General features: G+C 70.4%; 22 protein-coding genes and 1 pseudogene. 17 read left to right on the forward strand and 6 right to left on the reverse strand.

The window, feature by feature from the left end; translation table 11 throughout:
• The first annotated feature begins 105 nt into the window (after window positions 1-105).
• The 5 genes from map to ACWDMM_RS13940 all read left to right on the forward strand — a co-directional run bounded on the left by map (window position 106) and on the right by ACWDMM_RS13940 (window position 3,926).
• Window positions 106-969 carry a type I methionyl aminopeptidase gene (gene map, locus ACWDMM_RS13920; RefSeq protein ID WP_195078770.1) on the forward strand — a complete coding sequence of 288 codons (864 nt, stop codon included), beginning with the start codon at window positions 106-108 and terminating at the stop codon, window positions 967-969.
• A gap of 37 nt (window positions 970-1,006) precedes the next feature.
• Window positions 1,007-2,545: a cobyric acid synthase gene (locus ACWDMM_RS13925; RefSeq protein WP_195078771.1), complete on the forward strand. Its 1,539-nt coding sequence runs from the start codon at window positions 1,007-1,009 to the stop codon at window positions 2,543-2,545.
• An 87-nt stretch (window positions 2,546-2,632) separates the two neighbouring features.
• Window positions 2,633-2,920 (forward strand): AbrB/MazE/SpoVT family DNA-binding domain-containing protein, encoded by a 288-nt coding sequence (locus ACWDMM_RS13930; RefSeq protein ID WP_228826967.1) that lies wholly within the window; start codon window positions 2,633-2,635, stop codon window positions 2,918-2,920.
• The gene (locus tag ACWDMM_RS13935) at window positions 2,917-3,309 is read left to right on the forward strand and encodes a PIN domain-containing protein (RefSeq protein WP_039799424.1); all 393 of its coding nucleotides are present in this window, start codon (window positions 2,917-2,919) and stop codon (window positions 3,307-3,309) included. Before ACWDMM_RS13930 ends, ACWDMM_RS13935 begins: the two co-directional genes overlap by 4 nt.
• A 53-nt stretch (window positions 3,310-3,362) precedes the next feature.
• On the forward strand, window positions 3,363-3,926 hold the full coding sequence (locus ACWDMM_RS13940; RefSeq protein ID WP_449937609.1) for an alpha/beta hydrolase: 564 nt from the start codon (window positions 3,363-3,365) through the stop codon (window positions 3,924-3,926).
• Here ACWDMM_RS13940 and ACWDMM_RS13945 read toward each other — a convergent pair.
• The gene (locus ACWDMM_RS13945; protein WP_195078773.1) at window positions 3,906-4,967 is read right to left on the reverse strand and encodes an alpha/beta hydrolase; all 1,062 of its coding nucleotides are present in this window, start codon (window positions 4,965-4,967) and stop codon (window positions 3,906-3,908) included. The genes ACWDMM_RS13940 and ACWDMM_RS13945 overlap by 21 nt on opposite strands.
• Window positions 4,968-5,263: 296 nt before the next feature.
• Between ACWDMM_RS13945 and mqo the strand changes: the two genes are divergently transcribed.
• The 6 genes from mqo to ACWDMM_RS13975 all read left to right on the forward strand — a co-directional run bounded on the left by mqo (window position 5,264) and on the right by ACWDMM_RS13975 (window position 12,240).
• The gene (mqo, locus tag ACWDMM_RS13950; RefSeq protein WP_195078774.1) at window positions 5,264-6,778 is read left to right on the forward strand and encodes a malate dehydrogenase (quinone); all 1,515 of its coding nucleotides are present in this window, start codon (window positions 5,264-5,266) and stop codon (window positions 6,776-6,778) included.
• A 19-nt stretch (window positions 6,779-6,797) separates the two neighbouring features.
• On the forward strand, window positions 6,798-7,253 hold the full coding sequence (locus ACWDMM_RS13955; RefSeq protein ID WP_195078775.1) for a GNAT family N-acetyltransferase: 456 nt from the start codon (window positions 6,798-6,800) through the stop codon (window positions 7,251-7,253).
• 156 nt (window positions 7,254-7,409) lie between these two features.
• A complete protein-coding gene (locus ACWDMM_RS13960) occupies window positions 7,410-9,404 on the forward strand; it encodes a magnesium chelatase subunit D family protein (protein WP_357107833.1) in 1,995 nt (664 codons plus the stop codon).
• A 254-nt stretch (window positions 9,405-9,658) separates the two neighbouring features.
• On the forward strand, window positions 9,659-10,273 hold the full coding sequence (cobO, locus tag ACWDMM_RS13965; RefSeq protein ID WP_357107555.1) for a cob(I)yrinic acid a,c-diamide adenosyltransferase: 615 nt from the start codon (window positions 9,659-9,661) through the stop codon (window positions 10,271-10,273).
• Window positions 10,274-10,352: 79 nt separating this feature from the next.
• Window positions 10,353-11,885, forward strand: a complete 1,533-nt coding sequence (locus tag ACWDMM_RS13970) for a cobyrinate a,c-diamide synthase (protein WP_195078777.1) — start codon at window positions 10,353-10,355, stop codon at window positions 11,883-11,885.
• Complete coding sequence (locus ACWDMM_RS13975; RefSeq protein WP_195078778.1) at window positions 11,872-12,240, forward strand: cobalamin biosynthesis protein; 369 nt, start codon at window positions 11,872-11,874, stop codon at window positions 12,238-12,240. Before ACWDMM_RS13970 ends, ACWDMM_RS13975 begins: the two co-directional genes overlap by 14 nt.
• 255 nt (window positions 12,241-12,495) lie before the next feature.
• Here ACWDMM_RS13975 and ACWDMM_RS13980 read toward each other — a convergent pair whose 3' ends face one another.
• Together ACWDMM_RS13980 and ACWDMM_RS13985 are read right to left on the reverse strand one after the other, a co-directional pair.
• Window positions 12,496-13,593: a hypothetical protein gene (locus tag ACWDMM_RS13980; protein ID WP_449937615.1), complete on the reverse strand. Its 1,098-nt coding sequence runs from the start codon at window positions 13,591-13,593 to the stop codon at window positions 12,496-12,498.
• A 2-nt stretch (window positions 13,594-13,595) separates the two neighbouring features.
• The gene (locus ACWDMM_RS13985) at window positions 13,596-14,726 is read right to left on the reverse strand and encodes a phosphotransferase family protein (RefSeq protein ID WP_195078780.1); all 1,131 of its coding nucleotides are present in this window, start codon (window positions 14,724-14,726) and stop codon (window positions 13,596-13,598) included.
• A 225-nt stretch (window positions 14,727-14,951) separates the two neighbouring features.
• On the opposite strand from ACWDMM_RS13985, the gene ACWDMM_RS13990 reads away from it, so the two are divergent.
• Both ACWDMM_RS13990 and ACWDMM_RS13995 read left to right on the forward strand, forming a co-directional pair.
• Complete coding sequence (locus ACWDMM_RS13990; RefSeq protein WP_357107549.1) at window positions 14,952-16,310, forward strand: DoxX family protein; 1,359 nt, start codon at window positions 14,952-14,954, stop codon at window positions 16,308-16,310.
• A 67-nt stretch (window positions 16,311-16,377) separates the two neighbouring features.
• Window positions 16,378-17,733: a DoxX family protein gene (locus tag ACWDMM_RS13995; protein WP_357107546.1), complete on the forward strand. Its 1,356-nt coding sequence runs from the start codon at window positions 16,378-16,380 to the stop codon at window positions 17,731-17,733.
• A 9-nt stretch (window positions 17,734-17,742) separates the two neighbouring features.
• Here the strand turns inward: ACWDMM_RS13995 and ACWDMM_RS14000 are convergent, their stop codons facing one another.
• Entirely contained in the window at window positions 17,743-18,186 is a 444-nt protein-coding gene (locus ACWDMM_RS14000; protein WP_449937672.1) for a nucleoside deaminase, read from the reverse strand.
• A gap of 163 nt (window positions 18,187-18,349) precedes the next feature.
• On the opposite strand from ACWDMM_RS14000, the gene cobA reads away from it, so the two are divergent.
• Both cobA and ACWDMM_RS14010 read left to right on the forward strand, forming a co-directional pair.
• A complete protein-coding gene (cobA, locus tag ACWDMM_RS14005; protein ID WP_449937620.1) occupies window positions 18,350-19,624 on the forward strand; it encodes a uroporphyrinogen-III C-methyltransferase in 1,275 nt (424 codons plus the stop codon).
• A 557-nt stretch (window positions 19,625-20,181) separates the two neighbouring features.
• Window positions 20,182-21,648 carry an MFS transporter gene (locus ACWDMM_RS14010; protein WP_449937622.1) on the forward strand — a complete coding sequence of 489 codons (1,467 nt, stop codon included), beginning with the start codon at window positions 20,182-20,184 and terminating at the stop codon, window positions 21,646-21,648.
• 74 nt (window positions 21,649-21,722) lie between these two features.
• Here the strand turns inward: ACWDMM_RS14010 and ACWDMM_RS14015 are convergent, their stop codons facing one another.
• Window positions 21,723-22,319: a PPOX class F420-dependent oxidoreductase gene (locus ACWDMM_RS14015; protein WP_323124226.1), complete on the reverse strand. Its 597-nt coding sequence runs from the start codon at window positions 22,317-22,319 to the stop codon at window positions 21,723-21,725.
• 65 nt (window positions 22,320-22,384) lie between these two features.
• Between ACWDMM_RS14015 and ACWDMM_RS14020 the strand changes: the two are divergent.
• Window positions 22,385-22,498: pseudogene (locus tag ACWDMM_RS14020) on the forward strand (nitroreductase/quinone reductase family protein); the annotation flags it as partial.
• Between the two features lie 85 nt (window positions 22,499-22,583).
• Here ACWDMM_RS14020 and yaaA read toward each other — a convergent pair.
• The gene (gene yaaA, locus ACWDMM_RS14025) at window positions 22,584-23,327 is read right to left on the reverse strand and encodes a peroxide stress protein YaaA (protein ID WP_195078785.1); all 744 of its coding nucleotides are present in this window, start codon (window positions 23,325-23,327) and stop codon (window positions 22,584-22,586) included.
• A gap of 58 nt (window positions 23,328-23,385) precedes the next feature.
• On the opposite strand from yaaA, the gene ACWDMM_RS14030 reads away from it, so the two are divergent.
• Window positions 23,386-25,143, forward strand: a complete 1,758-nt coding sequence (locus tag ACWDMM_RS14030; RefSeq protein WP_195078786.1) for a proline--tRNA ligase — start codon at window positions 23,386-23,388, stop codon at window positions 25,141-25,143.
• Window positions 25,144-25,185: the final 42 nt, after the last annotated feature.

A 25,185-nucleotide genomic window follows, 5' to 3' on the forward strand; every position in this document is an offset into this window, starting at 1 on the left:
GCCCACTTCGACCAGGTCTCGGCGACCCGGTCAACCGGACCGCGGTCCGGCACTGTTCCCGCTGGCCCTCGGCATCGGCGTGGTCGGCCGATTACGCTGTTCGCTATGTCTGTCCGCACTCGCAAGCCCCTCGTCCCGGGCACGCTGTCGCCCACCCGTGAAGTCCCGCGCGCCATCGAGCGCCCGGAATACGCGTGGAAGAAGACCGCCGACGAGGGGCGCGAGCCCTGGGTGCAGACCGCGGAGACGATCGAGAAGATGCGCATCGCGGGCAAGATCGCCGCGCAGGCGCTGGAAGAGGCGGGCAAGGCGGTCGCGCCGGGCGTCACCACCGACGAGCTGGACCGCATCGCGCACGAGTACATGTGCGACCACGGCGCCTACCCGTCCACCCTCGGTTACAAAGGGTTCCCGAAGTCGTGCTGCACCTCGCTGAACGAGGTCATCTGCCACGGCATCCCGGACTCGACTGTGATCGAGGACGGCGACATCGTCAACATCGACGTCACCGCCTACATCAACGGCGTGCACGGCGACACCAACAAGACCTTCCTCGCCGGTGACGTCGACGAGGAGGTGCGCCTGCTGGTCGAGCGGACCGAGGAGGCCACCATGCGGGCGATCAAAGCGGTGCGTCCCGGCCGGGCGCTGAACGTGATCGGCCGCGTCATCGAGTCCTACGCCAACCGTTTCGGCTACGGCGTGGTGCGCGACTTCACCGGCCACGGTGTCGGCCCGACCTTCCACAGCGGGCTGGTGGTGCTGCACTACGACCAGCCCGCGGTGGAGACGATCATCGAACCCGGCATGACGTTCACCATCGAGCCGATGATCAACCTCGGCGGCATCGACTACGAGATCTGGGACGACGGCTGGACCGTGGTCACCAAGGACCGCAAGTGGACCGCCCAGTTCGAGCACACCTTGGTCGTCACCGAGTCCGGGGCCGAGATCCTGACCCTCCCGTGACCGGCGCTGCGGCCGGGCTCCGGAAGACCGGCCTGCGATGAAGGGCGCGTTGCTGGTCGCCGGCACGACTTCGGACGCGGGGAAGAGCGTCGTCGTGGCCGGGATCTGCCGGATGCTGGCGCGGCGCGGCGTGCGCGTCGCGCCGTTCAAGGCGCAGAACATGTCGAACAACTCCGTGGTCACCCTCGACGGCGGGGAGATCGGGCGGGCCCAGGCGCTGCAGGCCCAGGCGTGCGGGCTGGAGCCGAGCGTGCGGTTCAATCCCGTCCTGCTCAAACCGGGCAGCGACCGCCGCTCCCAGCTGGTGGTGCGGGGCCGGGCGATCGGCACGGTCGGCGCCGAGGACTATTTCCGGCATCGGCGCCGGTTGCGCGAGGTGGTGGCCGCCGAGCTGGCCGCGCTGCGCGCCGAGTTCGACGTGGTCGTCTGCGAGGGCGCCGGTTCACCCGCCGAGATCAACCTGCGCGCGACGGATCTGGCGAACATGGGTCTCGCGCGCGCCGCCGCGCTGCCGGTGCTGCTGGTCGGGGACATCGATCGCGGCGGCGTGCTCGCCCATCTGTTCGGCACCGTGGCCATCCTGGAACCCGAAGACCAGCGATTGATCTCGGGTTTCGTCGTCAACAAGTTCCGCGGCTCGGTGCAGCTGCTGCGGCCGGGGCTGGAGCGTCTCACCGAACTCACCGGCCGTCCCACCCTGGGCGTGCTGCCCTACGTAGATGACCTCTGGATCGATGCGGAGGACTCGCTGGGCACCGTCGCCGACGCGCCGGTGGGCCGCCCCCGGCCGCCGGTGGGCGACGAATGGCTGACAGTCGCCGCGATCCGGCTGCCGCGCATCTCCAATTCCACCGACGTCGAGGCGCTGGCCTGCGAACCCGGCGTCGCGGTGCGCTGGGTGAGCGAGCCGTCCCGGCTGGCGGACGCCGATCTGGTGGTGCTGCCCGGCAGCAAGGCGACGGTGTCGGATCTGGGGTGGCTGCGGCGTACCGGCATCGCCGACGCGCTGGTGGCGCGGGCCGCCGCCGGCGATCCCATCCTGGGCGTGTGCGGCGGATATCAGATGCTCGGCGCTCGTATCGTCGACCGGGTCGAGTCCGGCGCGGGCGAGGTGGAAGGGCTCGGGCTGCTGGACCTGACCGTCGAATTCGCCGACCCGAAAGTGTTGCGCCGCAGCGCGGGGCACGCCGCGGGCGTCGCCGTGCGCGGCTACGAGATCCATCACGGCCGCGTCACGCACCGTGGCGACCCGGCGTGGCTCACCGTCGACGGCGAGCCGGAGGGCAGCGTCCGAGGCGCGGTGTGGGGCACGCACCTGCACGGGCTGCTGGAATCCGACGAATTCCGCCGCAGGTGGCTGCGCACTGTCGCCGCGGCGGCGCGCCGGTCGGGTTTCGCTGTGGCCGAGGATGTCTCGGTCGCTGCGGTGCGCGCCGCGCAACTCGATCTGCTGGCCGATCTGACCGAAGCCCATCTCGACCTCGCCGCGCTCGAGCGCCTGCTGGCCGAGGGCGCGCCCGCCGGTCTGCCGATCCTGGCCACCGACGTGCTCGCCCCGAGCGACCGTATCGGTTGACGGGAGCCACCCCGCGCCTTACCTTGCAGTAAGGAATTCGGCTCCAGGTAAGGCTGGGTCGAGCGAGTGCGGTCGGGTGCGAGGATGATGGCGGCGGAGAAGAGACCCAACAGCCGAGGGGGCAATGTGGTGTCGGCGACGGTGACCAGCAAGGGGCAGATCACCATCCCGATCGACGTGCGAGTGGCGATGGGACTGCGCACCGGCGTGCGGGTCGCCTTCGTTCCCACGCCCACCGGCACCTACGAACTGGTGCCCGAAACGCGCACGATCAAGTCGCTGAAGGGCATCGTCGGCTGGTCCGGCTCGCCGATCGGCCTCGCGGAGATGAACGAGGCCATCGCGGGCAACGTGGTGGAAGGGAAGGCGCGATGATCGGCCTTGACGCGAATGTGCTGATCCGCTATCTCACCCAGGACGACCCGGAGCAGTCCGCCCGCGCCAATCAGGTGATCGACGGGCTCAGCGAGAGCAAACCCGGCTACGTCACCATGATCGTGCTCGCCGAGATCCACTGGGTGCTGCGCCGCGGCTACAAGCAGGACCCCGAAGCCGTCACCGACGTGCTGCTCGGCCTGCTGGACTCCAGTGAGATCGTGGTCGAGCGCGCCGACACCGTGCGCCAGGCGCTGCGCCGGGCCGCCGACGGCGCGGACTTCGCCGACGCGCTGATTCAGCAACTCGGCCAGGAGGCCGGGTGTGAGCTGACCGTCACCTTCGATCACAACGCGGGTGAGCGGGCCGGGATGCGCCTGCTCGCCTGAATCCGCCCCCGACCCGCCGCCACCGCCCCGCGAGCCGTGTAGCGTGAATCGGCATGGAATCTCGGCAGATCACGGTGGGTGACCGGGCGTGGACCGTGCGGATCGACGGACCGGAATCCCGGCACAGCGTGCTGCTGCTGCCCGACGCGGGCGAGCCGGCGGACGTCTTCGACCAGGTGTGCGCCCGCCTGCACACCTCGGATCTGCGCACCTTCGCGGTGGAATCGATCGAGGGCCTCGACTCGACCGGGGTGACCGCGATCCTCGACGCGCTGAAACTGCCCTGGGTGAACGTGGCCGGATGCGGCGCGGGCGCGGTGCTGGCCTGGCAGGCGTGCGCACGCGGCTTCGGCCGCTTCCAGAGCCTGGTCGTGGCCGATCGCGGCCACCCGGCGACGCCCGGCGCCGACGGAACGGTCGCGGACGCGGCCACCGGCCCGGTCGAGGTGCCCACCACGCTTCTGGTGACCAAGAATCTGCCGCGCTCGGTGGCCGACACCTCCGGGCGGTTCGTCTACGGCGAATTCCGGGTGGTCGAGGTCGACGTCACCAACGTGGCCACCGAAGCCGACCACGAGCTGGCCACCGAGATCGTGCTACGCACCAGCCTTTGGTGACGTCGCGGCCTGGTAGCCCGCGAGCCAGTCGAGCCAGCTGTCGAGCTCGCCGAACGCCTGGGCCAGCGCTTCGGGGCCGGACAGGAACACGTCGTGCTTGGCTCCGTCGATCGGCACCATGTTGGTGCGATCGCCCAGGCAGCCCGACCAGCGCTGGATCTGCTTGACGTCGAGCACCGCGTCGGCCACGTCGACGGCGGGACCGTACCGCCTGGCGAACTTGGTCATCCGGGAGCGCAGGATCAGCGAGGGCACCCCGATGTCGAGGCCCTGGTGCAGCCGCGCGTGGCCGTTGCGGATCGCGCGCAGCCAGCCGAACCGGACGGGGAAGCCGTGCAACGGCTTCCAGTCCAGGTTGTAATCCCACGTGCCCGACACCGACCGGTGCAGGCTGTCGCCGTAGGTGCTGACCTTGCCGCCGGGCAGTTGCACCATCCTCCGGAACCGGCCGAGCGCTTTGATGATCGGCGTTCCGACGGTCCGGTAGTAGGAGGGGCCCTGCAGGTCGAACCACGGGCTGTTGAGCACCACGCCGGTGATGCCCGCGGCGGCCGTCCCCCGGGAGCGGTTGAGCCGGTCCAGCCACAGCGGCACGACCAGGCCGCCGGTGGAGTGGGCGGTGAGCACGACAGGAGCGCCGGTCTCCGCGCGGACGATCCGCAGCGACTCCTCGAGCTCCCGGTCGTAGAAAGCGAGATCGGTCACATAGTGCGGGGTGTGTCCTTCGCGCAGCGAGCGACCGCATTTGCGCAGGTCGAGAGCGTAGAACTGGAACCCGCGGGCGGCGAAGTGCTCGGCGAGGTGCTCCTGGAAGAAGTAATCGGTGAAACCGTGGACGTAGAGCACCGCACCGGCGGTCTGCTCGACGGCGCCGGAGGGCACGTAGCGCACCAGCGTGGCGACCACCTCGCCCTCGCCGTCGGGATCGGGGCCAAGCGGCAGCGTGCGCTGCTGATAGTGCGGACCCAGCACGTCGGGGCGCCAGCCTTCGCCATCCGGCGAGGTGCCGACCGGCTCGGCAAGCGACTGTTCGTTCGTCACGCGACCAATCTATTGGACGGTGTCAAACGCTGGCAGACGGCAGCCGCCGGCCCGACCGGCGAAGTGACGATCGTCTCTGTCGCATTCCGCACAATCAGCAGGTTCGTTGCGGGATGGGGGCATGGTGAGGTGCACAATTGGGCATAGGTGAACGACGGGTAACCTAACTCCCGCCATGCCGTTCGGGGCCGGCGAACGCCGGAACCGAGCCACAACTACACCGTGCCCAGGCTGGTCCACCCGCCCGGTGGGCCCGCGCAGACAAGGAAGTCGATCTACCCGTGCCGAACGCTGCCATGACTGAAAAGACCGATGTAGTACTCATCGGTGCCGGGATCATGAGTGCCACTCTCGGCGCGCTGCTGCGGCAGCTGCAGCCGGACTGGTCGATCTCCCTGTTCGAGCGGCTCGACGCCGCCGCGGCGGAGAGCAGCGATCCGTGGAACAACGCGGGCACCGGACACTCCGCGCTGTGCGAGCTGAACTACAGCCCGCAGGCGCCCGACGGCTCGGTGGACATCACCAAGGCCGTCGACATCAACGAGCGTTTCCAGGTCTCCCGGCAATTCTGGTCCTACGGCGTGGAGAACGGCATCCTGCGCGATCCGTCCGCGTTCATCAACCCCATCCCGCACGTCAGCTTCGTGCACGGCGCCGACAACGTGGAGTACCTGCGCAAGCGGTACGAGGCGCTGGCGCCGCACCCGCTGTTCGAGGGCATGGAGTACATCGACAGCCCCGACGAGTTCTCCCGCCGCCTGCCGCTGATGGCGCGCGGCCGCGACTTCTCCGACCCGATCGCGCTGAACTGGACCGACGGCGGCACCGACATCGACTTCGGCTCGCTCACCCAGGAACTGCTCGCCTACCTCGGCGCGTCCGGGGCCGACCTGGCCTTCGGGCACGAGGTGCGCGATCTGGCCAAGCAGTCCGACGGATCCTGGGTGGTCACGGTCCGCAACCTGCGCACCCGGGAGACCCGCAAGCTGATCAGCAGGTTCGTCTTCGTCGGCGCGGGCGGCGGCGCGCTGCCGCTGCTGCAGAAGGCGGGCATCAAGGAGGCGAAGGGCTTCGGCGGCTTCCCGGTGAGCGGTCAGTTCTTCCGCTGCGTCAACCCGGCGCTGATCGACCAGCACGAGGCCAAGGTGTACGGCAAGGCCGCGGTCGGCGCTCCGCCGATGTCGGTGCCGCACTTGGACACTCGCGTCATCAAGGGCAAGCCCGGCCTGCTGTTCGGCCCGTACGCGGGCTGGACGCCGAAGTTCCTCAAGGACGGCAAGAACACCGACCTGTTCAAGTCGGTGCGGCCGAACAACATCTTCTCGCTGCTCGGCGTCGGCGTCACCGAGCTCGGCCTGACCAAGTACCTGGTCAGCGAGCTGCTGAAGTCGCAGGCGGGCAAGGTGGTCACGCTGTCGGAGTTCATCCCGCGCGCCGAGGCAAGGGACTGGGAGCTGATCACCGCGGGCCAGCGCGTGCAGGTGATCCGCCGCAAGGGCGTCGGCGGCGTGCTCGAGTTCGGCACCGCCGTGATCGCCGCGCAGGACGGCACGATCGCCGGTCTTCTCGGCGCTTCCCCGGGCGCCTCCACCTGCGTCACCGCCATGCTGGACGTGCTGCAGCGGTGCTTCCCGCAGGAGTACGCCGCGTGGACGCCGAAGCTGAAGGAGATGGTGCCCTCGCTGGGCGTGAAGCTCTCCGACGACCCGGCGTTGTTCCACGAAGTGTGGGAGTGGACCTCCAAGGCGCTCAACCTCGTCGACGGCGGCGACAACACGCCGAGACGTGCAGGGGTCGCGGCGAACGCCTAGGTTGTGATAGCAAGGCGCGATGATGTCAACGGTTGCTCTCAAACGCTCCTGGGCGCAGGATCTCGATACCGCGACGCTCTACCAGCTGTTGAAACTTCGCGTCGAAGTCTTCGTCGTCGAACAGAAGTGCGCGTACCCCGAACTGGACGGGAAGGACCTGCTCCCCGAGACCAGGCACTTCTGGCTCGATGACGAGGGCGAGGTCATCGCCACGCTGCGGTTGTGCGAGGAGCACCACGACGGTGTGAAGAGTTTCCGCATCGGCAGGCTGTGCACCGCGGCGCCCGCCCGCGGGCACGGATACACCACGCGACTGCTGCAGGCGGCGCTGGCCGAGGTCGGCTCCGCGACGGTGCGCCTGAGCGCCCAGAGCTACCTGATCGACCTGTACACCAAGCACGGCTTCAAGGTCGACGGTCCGGAGTTCGAGGAAGACGGGATCCCCCACGTGCCCATGCGCAGGGGAGGCGAGTAGCCCTCCTGCCCGCCAATCGCACCCGCTCCGGGAGTCTCCGGGGCGGGTGCGGCGCTTCGAGGGTGTGTCCGCATCGGTTCTGAATCGAAGGGCCGTGTCGGTCGGGTGAGGTCGCGTGCTTAGAGTTGGGGCGTGTCCTTGTCCCGTGCCGAAACAGTGCCGACGTCCGAACAGCATCGCCGTACTCGTCCGGGTTCGGACGGTGAGGCGGGATTCCCGTTCTCGGCGGTGGTCGGGCAGGAACGGCTGCAACTGGCGCTGATCCTGTGCGCGGTGCATCCCGGTATCGGCGGCGTGCTGGTGCGTGGCGAGAAGGGCACCGCGAAGTCGACCGTGGTGCGCGCGCTGGCGCAGCTGCTGCCGCCGGTGGTGGACGAGACCGGCGCGCGCCCCGCTCGCCTGGTGGAGCTGCCGGTAGGCGCGACCGAGGACCGCGTGGTCGGCTCGCTGGACCTGGAGCGGGTGCTGCGCGACGGGGAGCAGGCGTTTCGTCCCGGTCTGCTGGCCGCGGCCCATCACGGTGTGCTGTACGTCGACGAGGTCAACCTACTGCACGACCATCTGGTGGACGTGCTGCTCGACGCCGCGGCGATGGGCCGGGTGCACATCGAGCGCGACGGCGTGTCGCACTCGCATCCCGCGCGATTCGTGCTGGTCGGCACCATGAATCCGGAGGAGGGCGAGCTGCGTCCGCAGTTGCTGGACCGGTTCGGCCTGACCGTGGACGTGGCCGCATCGCGGAATGTGGACGTGCGCATGGCGGTGGTGCGCCGCAGGCTGGACTACGAGGCCGACCCGTCCGGATTCGCCGCACGATACGCCGAGGCCGACCGCGCGGTGGCCGAGCGCATCCTCGCCGCCCGTGACCGGCTGGGGCAGGTGGCGCTCGACGATGTGGAGCTGCGCCGGATCGCCGCGCTGTGCGCCGCGTTCGACGTCGACGGGATGCGCGCCGATCTGGTCGTCGCGCGCACCGCGACGGCGCATGCCGCCTGGCGCGGCGCCGACGCGGTGACCGAGGACGATGTGCGGGTGGCCGCCGAACTGGCGCTGCCGCACCGCCGCAGGCGCGATCCGTTCGACGAGCCGGGCATCAGCGAGCAACAGCTCGACGACGCCATGCGCGACGCCGCCGCGGAGGCGCAACGCGAGCAGCCGTCGTCTCCTCCGCAGGATGCCTTGGAGACGGACGATGCGGTAGCGGAAAGGCGGGAGTCTTCCGACGACGGCCCCGCCGATCCCGCGCCGACCGACGGCCCCGAAGACCCGTCGCCGCCGGAAGGTCCGGGCGGCGGGCGTTCGGGCGAAGGGCGCACCGGCACACCGATTTCCGCCGGCGCGCGGACACCGCGCTGGGAGGTTCCCGGTGTCGGCGAGGGCGCCCCGGGACGCCGCTCTCGCGCGGAATCCCGGCACGGACGAGTGGTGCGTTCCAGCACCGACACCTCCTCCGGGCTGTATCTGCTCGGCACCGTGCTGGCGGCCGCGCCGAAACAGCGGGCGCGCGGGCGGGACTCGGGGCCGATGCGGCTGGCCGCCGAGGACCTCCGCGGGGCGTACCGGGAGGGCCGCGAGGGGAATCTGGTGGTGTTCGTCGTCGACGCGTCCGGTTCCATGGCCGCCCGCGACCGTTTGTCCGCGGTCACCGGTGCGGTGGTCACGCTGCTGCGCGATGCCTACCAGCGCCGGGACAAGGTCGCCGTCGTGAGCGTGCGCGGTGCGGAGGCCGAACTCGTGCTGCCGCCCACGTCGTCGGTCGACATCGCGGTGCGCCGGTTGTCCGGGATGCGCACGGGCGGGAAGACGCCGCTGGCGGCGGGCCTGCTGAAGGCGCGCGAGGTGGTGCTGCGCGAGCGTGTGCGTGATCCCCGGCGCAGGCCCATGCTGGTGCTGCTCACCGACGGTCGCGCCACCGGCGGCGCCGACCCGGTTCCGCGCGCCCGTGCCGCGGCCCGCTCGCTGGCCAGGGACGCGGTCACCTCGATCGTCGTCGACTGCGAACGCGGCATGATCCGGCTCGGTCTCGCCGCGGATCTGGCTCGCGAACTGCGCGGAGGATATCTGCGGCTGGCCGAGCTGACCGGCGATTCGGTCGCCGACGTCGTCCGGTCGAGTGCCGCGGGCCCCAGCGGCACGTCGCGCGCGGCGTGAGAACGACTTACGGCACACGCGTGGTTGGCGGCGTGGGCGTGCGGCCCCGTCTGGTTGGCGGCGCGAGCACACGGTGCTCGTCTGGTTGGCGGCTCGGCCACACGGCGCCCGTGCGGTCGGCGGCGCGAGCATACGGCGGCCGCCCGGTGGGAGCGTTCCGTGCCGACCCGCGCAGGTCGGGTTGCGGAAGGTCGTGGTTGTCGGCGTGGACGCGCCATAGGTCGGAGTGATCCGAAGACGAGCAAGGAGATTCGATGCCCAAGGGTGTTCCCGAGACCGTTCCCGACGACGGGCTGACCACGCGGCAGCGGCGCAACCAACCGGTGCTGGCGGTGCACACGGGGCCGGGCAAGGGCAAGTCGACGGCCGCGTTCGGTATGGCGCTGCGGGCCTGGAACCAAGGTTTCGACGTCGCGGTGTTCCAATTCGTCAAGAGCGCCAAGTGGAAGGTCGGGGAGGAAGCCGCCTTCCGCGCGCTCGGCGCGCTGCACGAGCAGACCGGCGCGGGCGGGCCGGTCGAATGGCACAAGATGGGCGAGGGCTGGTCCTGGACCCGCAAGCAGGGCACGGAAGAAGACCACGCGGCGGCCGCGCTGGCGGGCTGGCAGGAGATCGCCCGCCGCTTGAAAGCCGAACAGCACCGCTTCTACGTCCTCGACGAATTCACCTACCCCCTCAAATGGGGCTGGGTCGACACGGCCGAAGTAGTCGAAACCCTCCGTACCCGCCCGGGTAACCAGCACATCGTCATCACCGGCCGCGACGCCCCCCAACCCCTCCTCGACGCCGCCGACCTCGTCACCGAGATGACCAAACTCAAACACCCCATGGACGCGGGCCGCAAAGGCCAGCGAGGCATCGAATGGTGATGTCCGCGAGCGGCACATGGCTGCGGCGAATCGCGAGAGGCCCGCACGATGGTGTGCCGCTCGCGACGCGGGGGCGCGGATGAGGGCCGTTGTGGTGGCGGCGCCGGCGTCGGGAAGCGGGAAGACGACGGTGGCGACCGGGTTGGTGGGGGCATTGCGGAGGGTGGGGCATCGGGTGGCGCCGTTCAAGGTGGGGCCCGATTACATCGATCCTGGGTATCACGGGTTGGCGGCGGGGCGGCCGGGGCGGAATCTGGATCCGGTGCTGGTGGGGGCGGAGCGGGTGGTGCCGCTGTACCGGCACGGTGTCGCGGAATGCGATCTCGCCGTGGTCGAAGGCGTGATGGGGTTGTTCGACGGGCGGATCGACGAACATCATTCGGGTCCGGTGGCGGAGGGCTCGACCGCGCAGGTCGCGGCTCTGCTCGGGGCTCCGGTGGTGCTGGTGGTGGACGCGCGGGGGCACAGCCAGAGTTTGGCGGCGCTGCTGCACGGATTCGCCACCTTCGACAGCGGGGTCCGGCTCGGCGGGGTGATCCTCAACCGGGTGGGCAGCGAACGGCACGAGCAGGTGCTGCGCGCCGCCTGCGATCGCGTCGGGTTGCCGGTGCTCGGGTCGTTGCCGCGCTTGGCCGAACTGGAGGTGCCGTCCCGGCATCTCGGTCTGATCCCGGCCGTGGAACACGGTCCGGCCGCCACGGCGGCGGTCGCGGCGATGACGGACCTCGTGGCCGCGCATGTGGACCTGCATGCCGTCGCGGCACTCGCCCGCTCGTCGGTGACGGGACCGGCGTGGGATCCCGACGCGGCCGTGCGTGGGCTCGAAGGAGCATCTGCTGCGAGTTCTGTTGGCGGAGTCGGTGACTCGGGTACCTCGACGGTCGACGGTGATGAGGACTTGTGCGTCTCGACCGAGCCCGGCGACGCCTCGAGCGCCGGCGGAAGCGCGGACGGCGCGATTGCCGTCGAGCCCGCCGATGGGCAGGGTCCCCTGGTCGCCATGGCCGGTGGCCCAGCGTTCACGTTCGGCTATGCCGAGCATCGCGAGCTACTGGTTGCCGCAGGGGCGCGGGTGGCCGTGTTCGATCCGCTGCACGACGGATTGCCTACCGGAACAGCGGCATTGGTGTTGCCCGGTGGTTTCCCTGAGGAGCATGCCGCAGAACTGGCCGCCAATTCCGGCCTGTTGCGGGCGGTGGCCGAAGCCGCCCGGCACGGGATGCCGATGCACGCCGAGTGCGCCGGGTTGCTGTATCTGACCCGATCACTGGACGGGCACCCGATGGCCGGAGTGGTGGACGCCGACGCGGAGTTCGGCTCGCGCTTGACCCTCGGCTACCGGGACGCCGTCGCGCTGACCGACTCGCCGCTGTGGCGCGTCGGCGAGCGGGTCCGCGGGCACGAGTTCCACCGCACCCGTCTGGTGTCGGCGCCGCCGCGCGATCCGGTGTGGGGATGGCGTGGCAGCGCGGGGGAGCGAGTCCAGGAAGGGGCGTCGAGCGGCAACGTGCACGCGTCGTACTTGCACACCCATCCGGCGGGGAATCCCGCGGCGGTGCGGCGATTCGTCGCCGCCGCGACGCGGTTCGCGAGTTCCCGTGCCGTCGGCTGAGGTCGTCGTCGGCATCGGCCTGCGACCACGCACCTCGGCCCGCACGATCAGCGCCGCCTTGCGCGAGGGTGTGGGCGACCACCGGATCGTGTGCCTGGCCACCATCGCGCAGCGCGCCACGGAACCCGGCCTGCGCGCCGTCGCCGCCGACCTCCAGGTACCGCTGCGCGCCTACTCCGCCGACGAACTGGCGTCGGTCACCGTCCCCAACCCCGGCGACCGGACGCGCTCGGCCGTCGGCACGGCAAGCGTCGCGGAGGCCGCTGCCCTGCTCGCCGCCGACGGCGGGCCGCTGGTGCTGCCCAAACGCGTCGTGCACGGCGTGGTGCTCGCGGCAGCGCTGTTCGCGCCGTAGCGCCCGGTTGCCGAGGACATTCGCCCGATCGCTGCGACCGCGTGGGTGCCGTTCCCGATCGCCGCGACCGCGTGGGTGCCGTTCCCGATCGCTGCGACCGCGTGGGTGTCGCTGCCCGCCTGCCACGCCCGCCTGGGCGTCGTTGCGGGCCTACTGCGACGCGACTGTGCGGCGCCCCACCGCCTGCTCTTCGCCACCAGGTATTCCCCACCAATAACCGGCAGTGATCACCCGGGGAACGCGACGGTGGTTGTCTCAGGGCGCGACCGAGCCCCAGTCGGCGAAGCCGGTCGGGTCGTGGCGGCCGATGCTGGCGTGCTCGAACAGGCCCCAGCCTTCGGCGTCGCCGCAGCGGGCGCGGGCGACGTGATCGGTCACCCCGTAGGGGATGCGGGCGACGATCCCGGGATCGGTGAGGTCGTAGCGGCTCGAGGACGACCAGTCGCGCCCCTTCCACTGGCCGTGCTGCCAGTCGGGATCGCCGCCGTAGCCGCACCCGACGTGCAGGGGAACGCCAGTGCCCGGCGTGATCTCGATCTCCAGGGGCTTGCCGTCCGGCGTGGTCAGCTCGAGTCGCGCACCGACGGGAACTCTTGTGCCGGAACGGTAGTCGATGGAGATGCGGGGCCAGCCGAGCTGTTCGGTGCGTCCGTCGGGCCAGATCCTGGTCGCGTCGTTGAGCGTGCGCCTGCCGTCCGGCTCCTCCTGCACGATGACGACGACGGCGAAATCGTCGAACCGCAGCGGCACGTACAGCCACCAGAATCCGCCCGAGGGTTCGGCGGCCGCGCGGCCGGGCGGTTCGGTCTCGCCGACCGGGCGGATGCCCCACGACCGGTCCCTGGTTCCGGTCCACACCGCCGGGTCGACCGCGACGTCGTCGCCGTCCACGCGCAGCGTTCCGGCCCACGAGCCGACCTGCGCGAAGCGGGACGCGTCGATGATCGGCCGGTTGCCCGCGAGGATGAGGTGCGGTTGTTCCTGCACGGCGGGAAACGCCCCGGTCCAGGTCAGATCGAAGCCCAGATCGTCGTGCTCGCAGACCACTCGGATGCGGTGCAGCGGCTCCAGCACCTCGACGCGGTAGCCGCCGACGCGCTGGTCCAGGCTGCGGTCGCCGAGCGCGTCGGAGAAGCGCACCGCGCGCACCGTGTCGCCGCGACGGACCGCGGCGTAGGCGTCGGTCACCCCGAGATTCGGGTACACGCCGAGTCCGGTGATCAGGAACGTTCCGCCGTCGCGGTCGTGGGCGTTGAAGTAGCTGCGGTCGTAGAAGTTCCGATCACTACTGGCCACCCGGGCCAGTGACAACGGGGTCTGGTGGATCGGGTATTCGTCCAAGGGCACAGGCATGATCAGTCCCATTCGTAGGTTCCGTCGAGCAGCGCTTCCAGGCTTGCCCGGTGCATGACGTAGTCGTCGCGATCCGGCGTGTCGGTGTCCTCGCCGAAGTGGATCATCCTGCGCTTCACCCGCGCCATCACGATCGCGTGGCGCAGCGCGGCGTACACGATGTAGAAATCGAGATCGCGCACCGCATGGCCGGTCAGCTCTTCGTATTCGGACACCACGTCGTCGCGGCGCAGGAAGTCGGGCAGTCCGGGCTGACCGAAGCGGGTGGCCAGATCCTGGAAGAACCGGTGGATGAAGATCACCCAGCCCAGGTCGAGTTCCCGCGGACCGAGCGCGGCCATCTCCCAGTCCAGCACCGCCACCGGGTCGAATTCGCGGTAGATGATGTTGCCGGGACGGGCGTCGCCCCAGGTGAGCACGTCCGGGCCGGGGTCGGCGGGCCAGTGCTGCTCCAGCCACGCGAAACTTCGCTCGATGAGGGGGATTTCGAAGCCGTCGTCGGCGAGCCCCCATCGGTACCACGAGCGCTGCGCGGCGACGTGCCTGCGCAGCGATTCGCCCGGCCCGTCCAGCATCGGGAACAGCGCCGCGGGGTCGGGTATGCCGTGGATCTTGGCGATCACCTCGACGGTGTTGTGGGCGAGCCGGAGGCGTTCGGCGGGATCGGCGTCGAACAGCCAGCCGATGAACACGTACGGCGGGTTGTCCGTCGGCACCCGTCCGTCCACCCGGCGCATGACGAAGAACGGTGCGCCGAGCGGCTTCTCGTCGTTCTCCAGCCAGCACAGGCCCGGCACCGGAACGTCGGTGGCCGCGGCGACACCCGCCATCACCTGGTACTGAGTGGCCAGGTCGTAGGTCTCGAAGACAGGGAACGATCCGGCCTCGGGCGCCATCCGCGCGACGAACGACCCGCGCTCGGCCCGCCCGCCCGCGGTCCACTCGGCGTCGAACAGGATCGAGGTGCTGGACATGCCGCCGGACTGCGGACGCGACAGATCGTGGATGCGCGGCGGTTCGTCCGCGGCGACTTTGGTGTGCAGCCAGCGCGTCAGGTCCCCGGCGAGCGTGTCGAGGTCGCGTTCGCTGACGGTCAGCTGATGTCGCTGTGCCGGGTCCGGATCGTCGGTCATCGTTGTCCTCCTGACACGTGCGGCCGGGGTTCGCCCGGGATACGCGACTGTAACGCGTTCTAGTTATTGGCGGGCCGGAACCGGAAACGAATCCCGTGCGGCCCGGTCGGGCGGACACGTAGGCCGAAAGAAGGACCCGGAAAGCCAGGGTTTTCCCGGAGGTCATCCCATGACCTGGTCGGATACGTTCGGCTGACCAATGTGTCGGCCGGCGAGGGGAGCGGTGTGAATACCGTCGAAATGGATGTGGTGGCCAGCGGTGAGGCGCGGGACGGCGCCGAGCGGCGGCCGTGGGGCCTGCCGGCCCGGATCGCGTTCCGCTTCGCCTTCGCCTATTTCGGCCTGTTCTGCCTGCTGTTCGCGCAGATCCTCTTCGTTTTCACCGGAATACTGAGCAAGTGGCTGCCGGAGGACGCGGTCATCTGGCAGATGCGCGCGACGGGCCCGCTGGTCGGCTGGGTCGGCGACCATCTCTTCGGGGTCGAAGCCGTCCTGCACGAGGATTCCGGCAGCGGCGATCAGGCCGCGATCTGGGTGCTGATCTTCTGTGAACTGGTCGCGGCGGCGCTGATCACGATCGTGTGGTCGGTCCTCGATCGCCGTCGCCGCGACTACGCGGCACTGCTCAGCTGGTTCCTGGTGTTCGTCCGGCTGTGCCTGGGCGGCCAGATGCTCTTTTACGGCCTGGCCAAGGCGATTCCGTCGCAGATGCCCGCGCCGTCGCTGACCGCGCTGCTGCAACCGTACGGGACGATGAGCCCGGCGTCGGTGCTGTGGAACCAGGTCGGCGCCGCCCCGGCGTACGAGATCCTGCTCGGCACGGCCGAAGTGCTCGGCGGCCTGCTGCTGTTCCTGCCGCGCACCGCGACGGCGGGCGCGTTGCTCAGCCTGGTGAGCATGGCGCAGGTCTTCGTGCTGAACATGACCTACGACGTGCCGGTGAAGATCCTCTCGTTCCACTTGCTGCTGCTGTCGCTGGTGGTGCTGGCGCCGCAGGCCGGGCGGCTGGCGAACGTCCTGGTGCTGGAACGTCCCTCCGAACCCGCCGCGCAGCCGCCGCTGTTCGGTTCCCGCCGCGCGAACCGGATCGCGGCAGGGGCGCAAGTGGCGCTGGGTCTGTGGGTGCTGATCGGTGGGGTGTACATCGGCTGGCAAGCCTGGCAGGAGTCGGGTGACGGCGCGCCGAAGCCGCCGCTCTACGGCATCTGGACCGTCGGCGAGTTCACCAGGGACGGGCATCCGGCTCCGCCGCTGCGCACCGACGACGGCCGCTGGCAGCGGCTGATCATCGATCGCAGCGGGACGACGGTGCAGACGATGGACGACTCCTTCGTGCCCGTCGTCGCGGTGGTCGACGAGGCCGCGCACACCATCGTGCTGTCGGAGGCCGCGCCGTCGGCGGGCGCACCACCCGCCCGTCTCGGAGCTTTCACCTTCACCCAGCCCGGACCCGAGGCGCTGGCGCTGACGGGCGAGCTGAACGGAACACCGGTGACCTTGTCGCTCGACCGGATGGACCTGAACTCCTTCCCGCTGCGCGGCCGAGGCTTCCACTTCGTGCAGGAATATCCGTACTTCCGCTGAAATCGCCAACGCCAACGGTGCTTTTGGATACCTTCGGTCTGCATCGACTGGGACTGGAGGGACCGCCGTGACCGAAGCGATCCTCGAACGGACAGACGCCGCGGACGAGGAAGCGCCGCAACCCCGGCCCTGGCGCGCGACGACGCGGGTGGCCTTCCGCTTCGGTTTCCTGTATTTCGGGCTGTTCTGCCTGGTCTATCCGTCGATCGTCCCGGAGTTCCTCGGATCGGCGCGCGAAGGGCTGCCGGACTGGGTGAACTCCGGTGCCGCCCGTGCGCTGCGCCCGGTGATCGAAGGGACCGGGACGCGGGTGTTCGGGGCGTCCGTCGCGGCGAACACGGCCTCGATCAGCGGCGACCAGGCCTACTTCTGGGTGCTGGTGTTCGTCGTCCTGATAGTGGCGGTGCTCGGCACCGTCGTCTGGAGTGCGCTGGACCGGCGGCGGCCGCACTACCGGGCCTTGCAGCCGTGGTTGCTGCTGTTCGTGCGCTTGTGCCTGGCCGGGCAGATGATCGCCTACGGCATGGCCAAAGCCATCCCGACCCAGATGCCGCCGACCCCGCTGAGCCGGCTGCTCGAGCCTTACGGGAATTTCAGTCCGATGGCGGTGCTCTGGAACCACATCGGGGTGTCGCCGCAGTACGAGATCCTGCTGGGCTGCGCGGAACTGCTCGCGGGCGTACTGCTGTTCGTGCCGCGCACCGCACTGGTGGGCGCGCTGCTCGCCTTGGTGTGCACGACGCAGGTGTTCGTGCTGGACATGACCTACGACGTGCCCGCCAAGATCCTGTCGTTCCACCTGATGCTGCTGTGCCTGGTGCTGCTCGCCCCGGAGGCGGGCCGTGTGGCGAACGTGCTCGTACTCGACCGGCCCACCGGACCGTCCACGGCACCGCCGTTGCTGCGCTCGCCTCGGGCCGACCGCATCGCGGCCGTGATGCAGATCGCGCTCGGTGTGTGGCTGGTGTTCTCGAACGCCTACACCGGCTGGGAGAGGTGGAACGAGCAGGGCGCGGGGCGGCCGGAACCTCCGCTGTACGGCATCTGGGCGGTCACCGACTTCAGCGTGGACGGCAAAACGCTGCCCCCGTTGACAACCGACGGATTACGTTGGCAGAGAATAGTTTTCGATCGGGACGGCGTCACGGTGCAACGAATGGACGGCCAGCTGGTACCGGTGCTCGCCATGGTCGATCCCGACGCGCGCACCGTGGTCATGGCCGCGCCGCCCGCGGCCGCAGGCGCGGGGCCGCAACCGCTGGGCAGTTTCGGCTTCGACCGGCCGGCACCCGACCGGCTGACTCTGACGGGCACCCTCGCCGGGCAGCCGGTCTCGGTGGCACTGACCTCGGTCGCGCTCGATGATTTCCCCGTGCGCGGCCGCGGGTTCCATTGGGTGCAGGAATATCCGTATTTCCGCTGAGCCGCCCGGTCAAGCCTCGAGGTCGTCGGCGAACCCGATGTCCTCGTGCCACAGCGCGGGATGCTCGGCGATGAAGCGGGTCATCAGGTCGATGCAGCGCCGGTCCTCCAGGACGGTGACGGCGACGCCGTGGCCGGCGAGCCACTCGTGCCCGCCGGAGAACGTCAGCGACTCACCGACCACCACCGAGCCGATGCCGAACTGGCGCACCAGGCCGCTGCAATACCAGCACGGCGAGAGCGTGGTGACCATGATGGTGTCGCGGTAGTCGCGCCGTCGTCCCGCCGCGCGGAAGGCGTCGATCTCGGCGTGCACGCTGGGATCGCCGGACTGCACCCGGCGGTTGCGGCCGCGGCCGAGCACCGCGCCGTTCGCGTCGAAGAGGGCGGCGCCGATCGGGATCCCACCTTCGGCGAGTCCGCGCAGCGCTTCGTCGTAGGCCACGTCGAGCAGTCGTGCCGGTGTCAGCTGCTTCATCGCTCCGCCTTTCCGAGCTGGACGACTCCACCGCAACCTACCGCCGTGAGCTGCCGGATCGCTCGCCACTCGCGCCGTAGGCCCCGCCCGCGCCGGTCGATTGCCGGGGTCCGGCGGTCGCGCCGTAGGCTCGAAACTTGTGCCGAACACGTCAGACGCAACGCAAGACCAGCCCACCGGCGACCCGAACTACCTGGTCGGGCTCGATCTGCACGGCCGGCGTGTCGTCGTGGTCGGCGGCGGGTCGGTGGCCCAGCGCAGGCTGGGCCTGCTGATCGCCTCCGGCGCGGACGTCCACGTGGTGAGTCGTGCCGTCACGCCCGCGGTCGAGGGGATGGCGAGTTCCGGGCAGATCACCGTCACGCTGCGCGATTACGCCGACGGCGACCTCGACGGCGCCTGGTACGCGATCGCGTGCACCGACGAGCCGGAGACCAACGCGGCGGTGGTGGCCGAGGCGACCCGGCGGCGGATCTTCTGCGTGCGTGCCGATACGGCTCGGCTGGGCACCGCGGTCACCCCCGCCACCGCGCGCTACGACGGGCTGACCCTCGGCGTGCTCGCGAGCGGACAGCACCGGCGCTCGGCGGCCGTGCGCAACGCGGTGCTGGAAGCTCTGCAATCCGGAGTGGTGAGTGACGACTCGACGCCGATCGCGCCAGGCGTCGCCTTGGTCGGCGGCGGACCGGGTGATCCCGACCTGATCACCGTGCGCGGACGACGGCTGCTGGCCAGGGCGGATCTGGTGGTGGCCGACCGGCTCGCGCCGCCGGAACTGCTCGCCGAACTCGGGCCCGAGGTCGAGGTGGTCGACGCCGCCAAGATCCCGTACGGGCGGGCGATGGCGCAGGAAGCGATCAACAACGCGCTGATCGAAGGCGCGAAAGCGGGCAAGTTCGTGGTGCGGCTCAAGGGCGGCGACCCGTACGTGTTCGGGCGCGGCTACGAGGAACTGGAGGCGTGCGTGGCCGCCGGGGTTCCGGTGACGGTGGTGCCCGGCGTGACCAGTCCCATCTCGGTGCCCGCGGCCGCGGGTATCCCCGTGACCCACCGCGGCGTCACCCACGAGTTCGTGGTGGTGAGCGGGCATGTCGCGCCGGGCCACCCGGACTCGCTGGTGGACTGGCCCGCGCTGGCCCGGCTGCGCGGCACGTTGGTGCTGATGATGGCGGTGGAGCGGATCGAGCAGTTCGCCACGGCGCTGCTGGAGGGCGGCCGCCCGGCGGGAACGCCCGCCACCGTCATCCAGGAGGGCACGCTGCGCACGCAGCGCGTGCTGCGCGCCGATCTCGGCACGGTGGCCGCCAGGGTGCGCGCCGAGGGCATCCGCCCACCCGCGATCGTGGTGATCGGCCCGACCGCCGGATTCTCCGCCGACGCGATCGTTCCGCACGCCGACTCCGCGGCGGGTTAGCCTCACCGCTGCCGCTGCCGCTGCCGCTGCCGCTGCCGCTGCCGCTGCCGCTGCCGCTGCCGCTGCCGCTGCCGCTGCCGCTGCCGCTGCCGCTGCCGCTGCCGCGTGATCGGCATCCGAGCGGACGGTGGTGCACGCAACCCCGCCTGTCAGGTCGCCTCGGCACCCGTGACGGTGGCCGTTCGCCGAGTGCGCGGGCCGTTGGCATTCGACTTCGCAGCAGATCGCTCAGCCGACGAGTGGGGAGCGGAGCGGGCGAGTCGCCCGCCCTTCGGCCCGCGTGTCACGGACGGTCGGCTGTCGGCGTCGGACCAGGCAGCATCGCCGACCTCCGCCGCGTCGTCCGCGCCGCGTCATGCCTTTCCGCCTCGACCGCCGGGCAGGGTGGGGCGGACGTCTCGGAGGCGCCCCACGCGGTGAGCAGCCGGCGCCGGCCTGACCCGGCCGGATGGTCGGGACAGCTCCCCGTCACCGGTCCGACCGGGCCGGTGGGTGGACAAATGCGGCAGCGGCATCAATTACAGTGACTCACTGTGCTTCGGAACCCCGCTGCGACGATGCAGTATCCAGTGACGCAGCGGGCCTTCGGGCTCGCGATCCTAGTCCTGAGCGGACTGCAGCTCATGGTCGTGCTCGACGGCACGGTCGTGATCTTCGCGCTGCCGCGGCTGCAGGAGGAGATGGGGTTGTCCAGCGCGGGCAGCGCGTGGACGGTGACGTCCTACGGGCTCACCTTCGCGGGCCTGATGCTGCTCGGCGGCAGGCTCGGCGACGCGTTCGGCCGCAAGCGCATGCTCGTGGTCGGCGTCGCGCTGTTCACCCTGGCCTCGCTGTTGTGCGGCTTGGCGCAGAACCAGGCGATGCTGCTCGCGGCGCGCGCGTTCCAGGGCGCCGGCGCCGCTGTCGCAGCGCCCACCGCGTTCGCGCTGGTGGCGACGACCTTCGCGCCGGGCAAGGCACGCAATCAGGCGATCGCGATCGTCGGCTCGATGGTCGGCATCGGCTCCGTCGGCGGACTCGTGGTCGGCGGCGCGCTGACCCAGCTGTCCTGGCGGTGGATCTTCCTGATCAACGTCCCGATCGGCGCGCTGATCATCCTCGGCGCGGCCTACAAACTCGCCGACACCGAACATCACCGTTCGGCCCTCGACCTGCCCGGCGCGGTGCTCGGCACCATCGCCTGCGCGTCGATCGTGTTCGGCGCCACCGAAGGGCCGGAGATGGGATGGGGGCACCCGGCGATCATCGGTTCGCTGATCGCGGGCGTGGTGCTGCTCATCGTCTTCGTGGCGCTGGAACGGCGGGTGGACGACCCGCTGCTGCCGTGGTCGCTGTTCGACAGCCGCGACCGCGTCGCCACCTTCCTGCTGATCTTCCTCGCCGGCGGCGTGCTGGGCGCGATGACCTTCTTCGTCGCGCAGTTCATGCAGAACGTCATCGGGTACGGGCCGCTCAAGGCGGGCGTCGCGGCGATCCCGTTCACCGTCGGCATCGGCATCGGCGGCGCGGTGGCCTCCAAGGCGGCGCTGTACATCGCGCCGCGCTGGCTGCTCGCGGGCGCGGCCGTGGTGCTCGGCGTCGGACTGCTGTTCGGCTCGACTCTCGACGGCGAGGTCATGTACTTCGCCACGCTGCTGCCGCTGCTGGTGGTGATCGGCCTCGGCGTCGGCATCGCCATGGTGCTCGCACCATTGTGCGTGCTGGTCGGCGTGCCACCGGCCAATATCGGGCCGCTGGCCGCCGTCGGGCAGATGTTCATGAACCTGGCCACGCCGGTGGCCATCGGCCTGCTCACCCCGATCGCGGCCTCACGGACCCTTTCGCTCGGGGGCCGCACCGAGAAGGTGGCCGGGATGACGCCCGCGGAGATCGCCGCGCTCGGCAACGGCTACACCCTGGTGCTTTTCGTCTGCGCCCTCGTCGCGTTCGCGGCCGGACTGGTCGCCCTGACCCTGCGCTTCACCCCCCAGCAACTGGCCATGGCCCAGCACGCCCAAGAGGAAGCGCAGCAAGGGGGCGTTTGATCTGCCGCTTCTTCGTCGCGGCGTGTTCGCGGCCTCATGGATTGGAAGACGTGGTCGAGGTCGCCGAGGCGGACTCAGAATCGCCCGACTACGCGCCGGGGTGTCACCCGCACGATGACGCGTGGCCCGTCGTTGACCGACGCGGGGTTGAAGTCCGCGTACTTCTGTCCGGTGTACTTCGCCGAGAGCTCGTCGGGCAGCGTCTTCTCCGGGTCGGGCGTGATGGTCGCGCTGCCCCGGATCTCCGCGTAGACGTACGGGTTGTCCGGCGGGTTGATCAGCACGGTGATGCGCGGGTCGCGCGCCAGGTTCTTGCCCTGCTGGCGATCGGTCGTGGTGGAGAAGAGCAGGTCGTCGCCGTCGCGCTTCAGCCAGATCACCGTCAGATGCGGTTGCCCGTTGGGGCCGATCGTGGCCGCGGTGGCGAAGACCTTTTCTTCGTCCAGGTACTTCTTCAGGTCGTCGGAGAGCTCTGCGATGCTGGTCACGTTCTGAGCGAACAACGCGGCGCCGCACGGCATTCCCGTCGGCTCCGCGCACGCCGCCGAAGAACTCTGTCGAGCCGGTCGCGGACCGAAGGATCGGGCGGCGGCGAATCCGGCCGCCTCGCGGTGTGCGCGTTCGGGCAGAGCGCGGAAGTGCCTGCGGAAGGTGTTGTGCACGACGACCATGTCGCCACGCGCGCCCGCGACCGTGTTGATCAGCCGGGCCCCCCCGGCACGTCCTCACCGCGGCCGAACGCGGGCGGCGGTGGGCGGAGGTTGTCGCGGCCTACCCCGGCTACGAGACCTACCAGAAGCGAACGACCCGCCGTATCCCTCTTGTCCTGTTGACCGCGCACGACAACTGACACGGCTCGACGGCGCCAGGTGCTCGTGAGCCGAAGGCACGAATCGGGCCGAACTCGCCCCGCACCACGGAACAGCCGGACGCGCTCAGGTGATGATCAAAAGCTCCGTCGGCGAAGCGATCTCGGCTCGCAACCCCGCTTTGGCCGCCACCCGCGCGACGCCGCGCACATCGGCCGGTTCGGCTCTGCTGAGCACGAGCGCGCGCGCCAGCAGACCCTTGTGGTGCTTGTTGAAATGACTCACCACCGTCCGTGACCCGTCCGGATGTTCGGTCAGCACGTTGGCGGTGATCGCGCCGGGCACCCGCCCGAGCTGCTGATAGGTGCCCGAGCGCAGGTCGACGACGAGTTCGCCCGACGCCTCAGCGTGCAGCGCCGCGGGCAACTCGTCGCGCCAGACGGCCGAAAGCGTCGGCAGTCCGGGCAGTTTCGAGCCGCCGGACAGGCGGTAGGCGGGAATCGGGTCACTCGCGCGGACCGCGCCGAACAGCGCGGAGCCGATGCCGAGCCGGGCGTACGCCTTGGCCCGCTGCGCCTTGGTGAACGAGCGCGCGTCGAGCGCGTCGTAGAGGACGCCGGTGTAGCGCTCCAGCGCGGGACGCGTCGGAGCGGTGCGCAGCGCGGCGTTGCGGGCGATCTCGCCGTCGGCGCCCTTGCCGAGGCCGAGCGCGGCGCGGGAGCGTTCCGGGTCTGCCGCCAACCGAACGACTTCCTCGATCAGCCGGGCACGCACCGCCGTGAGCTGCGGCATCGCCAGTGCGTCCAGCGCGAGCGGCGCCCCGGAGCCGCCGTCGGACTTGGTTTCGGAGGGAGGCAGCAGCACCAGCACGAACGAATACGGTAATGCGCTGGGACCAGCGTTCGGCCAGCGACTACCCTGTGCATCCGTGATCACCCGCCTCTCCCGCCTGTTCCTGCGCACTCTCCGCGACGATCCCGCCGATGCGGAGGTGCCCAGCCACAAACTCTTGGTCCGTGCCGGCTATGTGCGCCGCGTCGCCCCGGGTGTCTACTCGTGGCTGCCGCTGGGCCTGCGCGTGCTGCGCAAGGTGGAGGACGTGGTGCGCGCGGAGATGGACGCGATCGGCGCGCAGGAGATCTCCCTGCCCGCGCTGCTGCCGCGCGAACCGTACGAGACCACCAACCGGTGGACCGAGTACGGCGACGGCCTGTTCCGGCTGCGCGACCGCAAGGGCGCGGATTACCTGCTCGGCCCCACCCACGAGGAGCTGTTCGCGCTCACCGTGAAGGGCGAGTACAGCTCCTACAAGGACCTGCCGGTCACGCTCTACCAGATCCAGACCAAGTACCGCGACGAGGAACGTCCCCGCGCGGGCATCCTGCGCGGGCGCGAGTTCGTGATGAAGGACTCCTACTCCTTCGACCTGGACGAGGACGGCCTGAAGGCCAGCTACCACGCGCACCGCCAGGCCTACCAGCGCATCTTCGACCGGCTGCGGGTCAAGTACGTCATCGTGGCCGCCACCTCGGGCGCGATGGGCGGCAGCGCCTCGGAGGAGTTCCTGGCCGACAGCCCCGTCGGCGAGGACACCTACGTGCGCTGCCCGGAGTCCGGCTACGCGGCCAATGTGGAGGCGGTGGTCACGCCCGCGCCCGAACCGCTGCCGATCGAAGGGCAGCCCGAGGCCGTCGTGCACGACACCCCCGACACCCCGACCATCGCGACGCTGGTGGACTGGGCCAACAGCGCGGGCATCGCCGAGCGCTACGGCCGCCCGGTCACCGCGGCCGACACGTTGAAGAACGTGATGGTCAAACTGCGCCACCCGGACGGCAAGACCGAGATCGTCGGCATCGGCGTCCCCGGTGACCGCGAGGTCGACGACAAGCGCCTCGGCGCCTCGGTCGAACCGGCCGAGGTGGAACTGCTCACCGACGCCGACTTCGCCGAGAACCCGTTCCTGGTCAAGGGCTATATCGGCCCGAAGGCACTGCAGGCCAACGGCGTTCGCTACCTGGTCGATCCCCGTGTCGGCACCGGCACCAGCTGGATCACCGGCGCCGACGAGCCTGGCAAGCACGTCGTCGGCCTGGTCGCGGGCCGCGACTTCACCCCCGACGGCACCATCGAGGCGGCCGAGGTCCGCGACGGCGATCCCTCGCCCGACGGGCGCGGCGCCCTGGTGGCGGCGCGCGGCATCGAGATCGGCCACATCTTCCAGCTCGGCAACAAGTACACCGACGCGTTCGAGGTGGACGTGCTCGGCGAGAACGGCAAGCCGGTGCGGCTGACCATGGGCTCCTACGGCATCGGCGTCTCGCGCATGGTCGCGGTGATCGCCGAGCAGCAGCACGACGACAAGGGGCTGCGCTGGCCCGCGGCGGTCGCGCCCTACGACGTGCACGTCGTCATCGCGAACAAGGACGACGCGGCCCGCGCCGGCGCCGAAGAGGTGGTGTCCGGCCTGCACGCGCAGGGCTTGGACGTGCTCTTCGACGACCGCACCGCCTCGCCAGGGGTGAAGTTCAAGGACGCCGAGCTGCTCGGTATGCCGCTGGTGCTGGTGATCGGCCGCGGCTGGGCCGAGGGCAAGGTCGAACTGCGCGACCGCTTCACCGGCGAGACCGAGGAACTTCCCGCCGCCTCCGCGGTGGACGCGGTGGTGGCCAAGGTGCGCGGCTGACCTGTTTCCCCGAACGGCCAGCCCCCGGCGGAATCTGCCGGG

It is taken from the genome of Nocardia sp. NPDC003726 (assembly GCF_053586955.1).

Excerpts from the sequence above, each read along its gene's own strand:
- map (WP_195078770.1), top strand. The coding sequence starts at position 106 with ATGTCTGTCCGCACTCGCAAGCCCCTCGTCCCGGGCACGCTGTCGCCC.
- ACWDMM_RS13925 (WP_195078771.1), top strand. The coding sequence starts at position 1,007 with ATGAAGGGCGCGTTGCTGGTCGCCGGCACGACTTCGGACGCGGGGAAG.
- ACWDMM_RS13930 (WP_228826967.1), top strand. The coding sequence starts at position 2,633 with ATGGCGGCGGAGAAGAGACCCAACAGCCGAGGGGGCAATGTGGTGTCG.
- ACWDMM_RS13935 (WP_039799424.1), top strand. The coding sequence starts at position 2,917 with ATGATCGGCCTTGACGCGAATGTGCTGATCCGCTATCTCACCCAGGAC.
- ACWDMM_RS13940 (WP_449937609.1), top strand. The coding sequence starts at position 3,363 with ATGGAATCTCGGCAGATCACGGTGGGTGACCGGGCGTGGACCGTGCGG.
- mqo (WP_195078774.1), top strand. The coding sequence starts at position 5,264 with ATGACTGAAAAGACCGATGTAGTACTCATCGGTGCCGGGATCATGAGT.
- ACWDMM_RS13955 (WP_195078775.1), top strand. The coding sequence starts at position 6,798 with ATGATGTCAACGGTTGCTCTCAAACGCTCCTGGGCGCAGGATCTCGAT.
- cobO (WP_357107555.1), top strand. The coding sequence starts at position 9,659 with ATGCCCAAGGGTGTTCCCGAGACCGTTCCCGACGACGGGCTGACCACG.
- ACWDMM_RS13970 (WP_195078777.1), top strand. The coding sequence starts at position 10,353 with ATGAGGGCCGTTGTGGTGGCGGCGCCGGCGTCGGGAAGCGGGAAGACG.
- ACWDMM_RS13980 (WP_449937615.1), bottom strand. The coding sequence starts at position 13,593 with ATGCCTGTGCCCTTGGACGAATACCCGATCCACCAGACCCCGTTGTCA.
- ACWDMM_RS13985 (WP_195078780.1), bottom strand. The coding sequence starts at position 14,726 with ATGACCGACGATCCGGACCCGGCACAGCGACATCAGCTGACCGTCAGC.
- ACWDMM_RS14010 (WP_449937622.1), top strand. The coding sequence starts at position 20,182 with ATGCAGTATCCAGTGACGCAGCGGGCCTTCGGGCTCGCGATCCTAGTC.
- ACWDMM_RS14015 (WP_323124226.1), bottom strand. The coding sequence starts at position 22,319 with ATGGTCGTCGTGCACAACACCTTCCGCAGGCACTTCCGCGCTCTGCCC.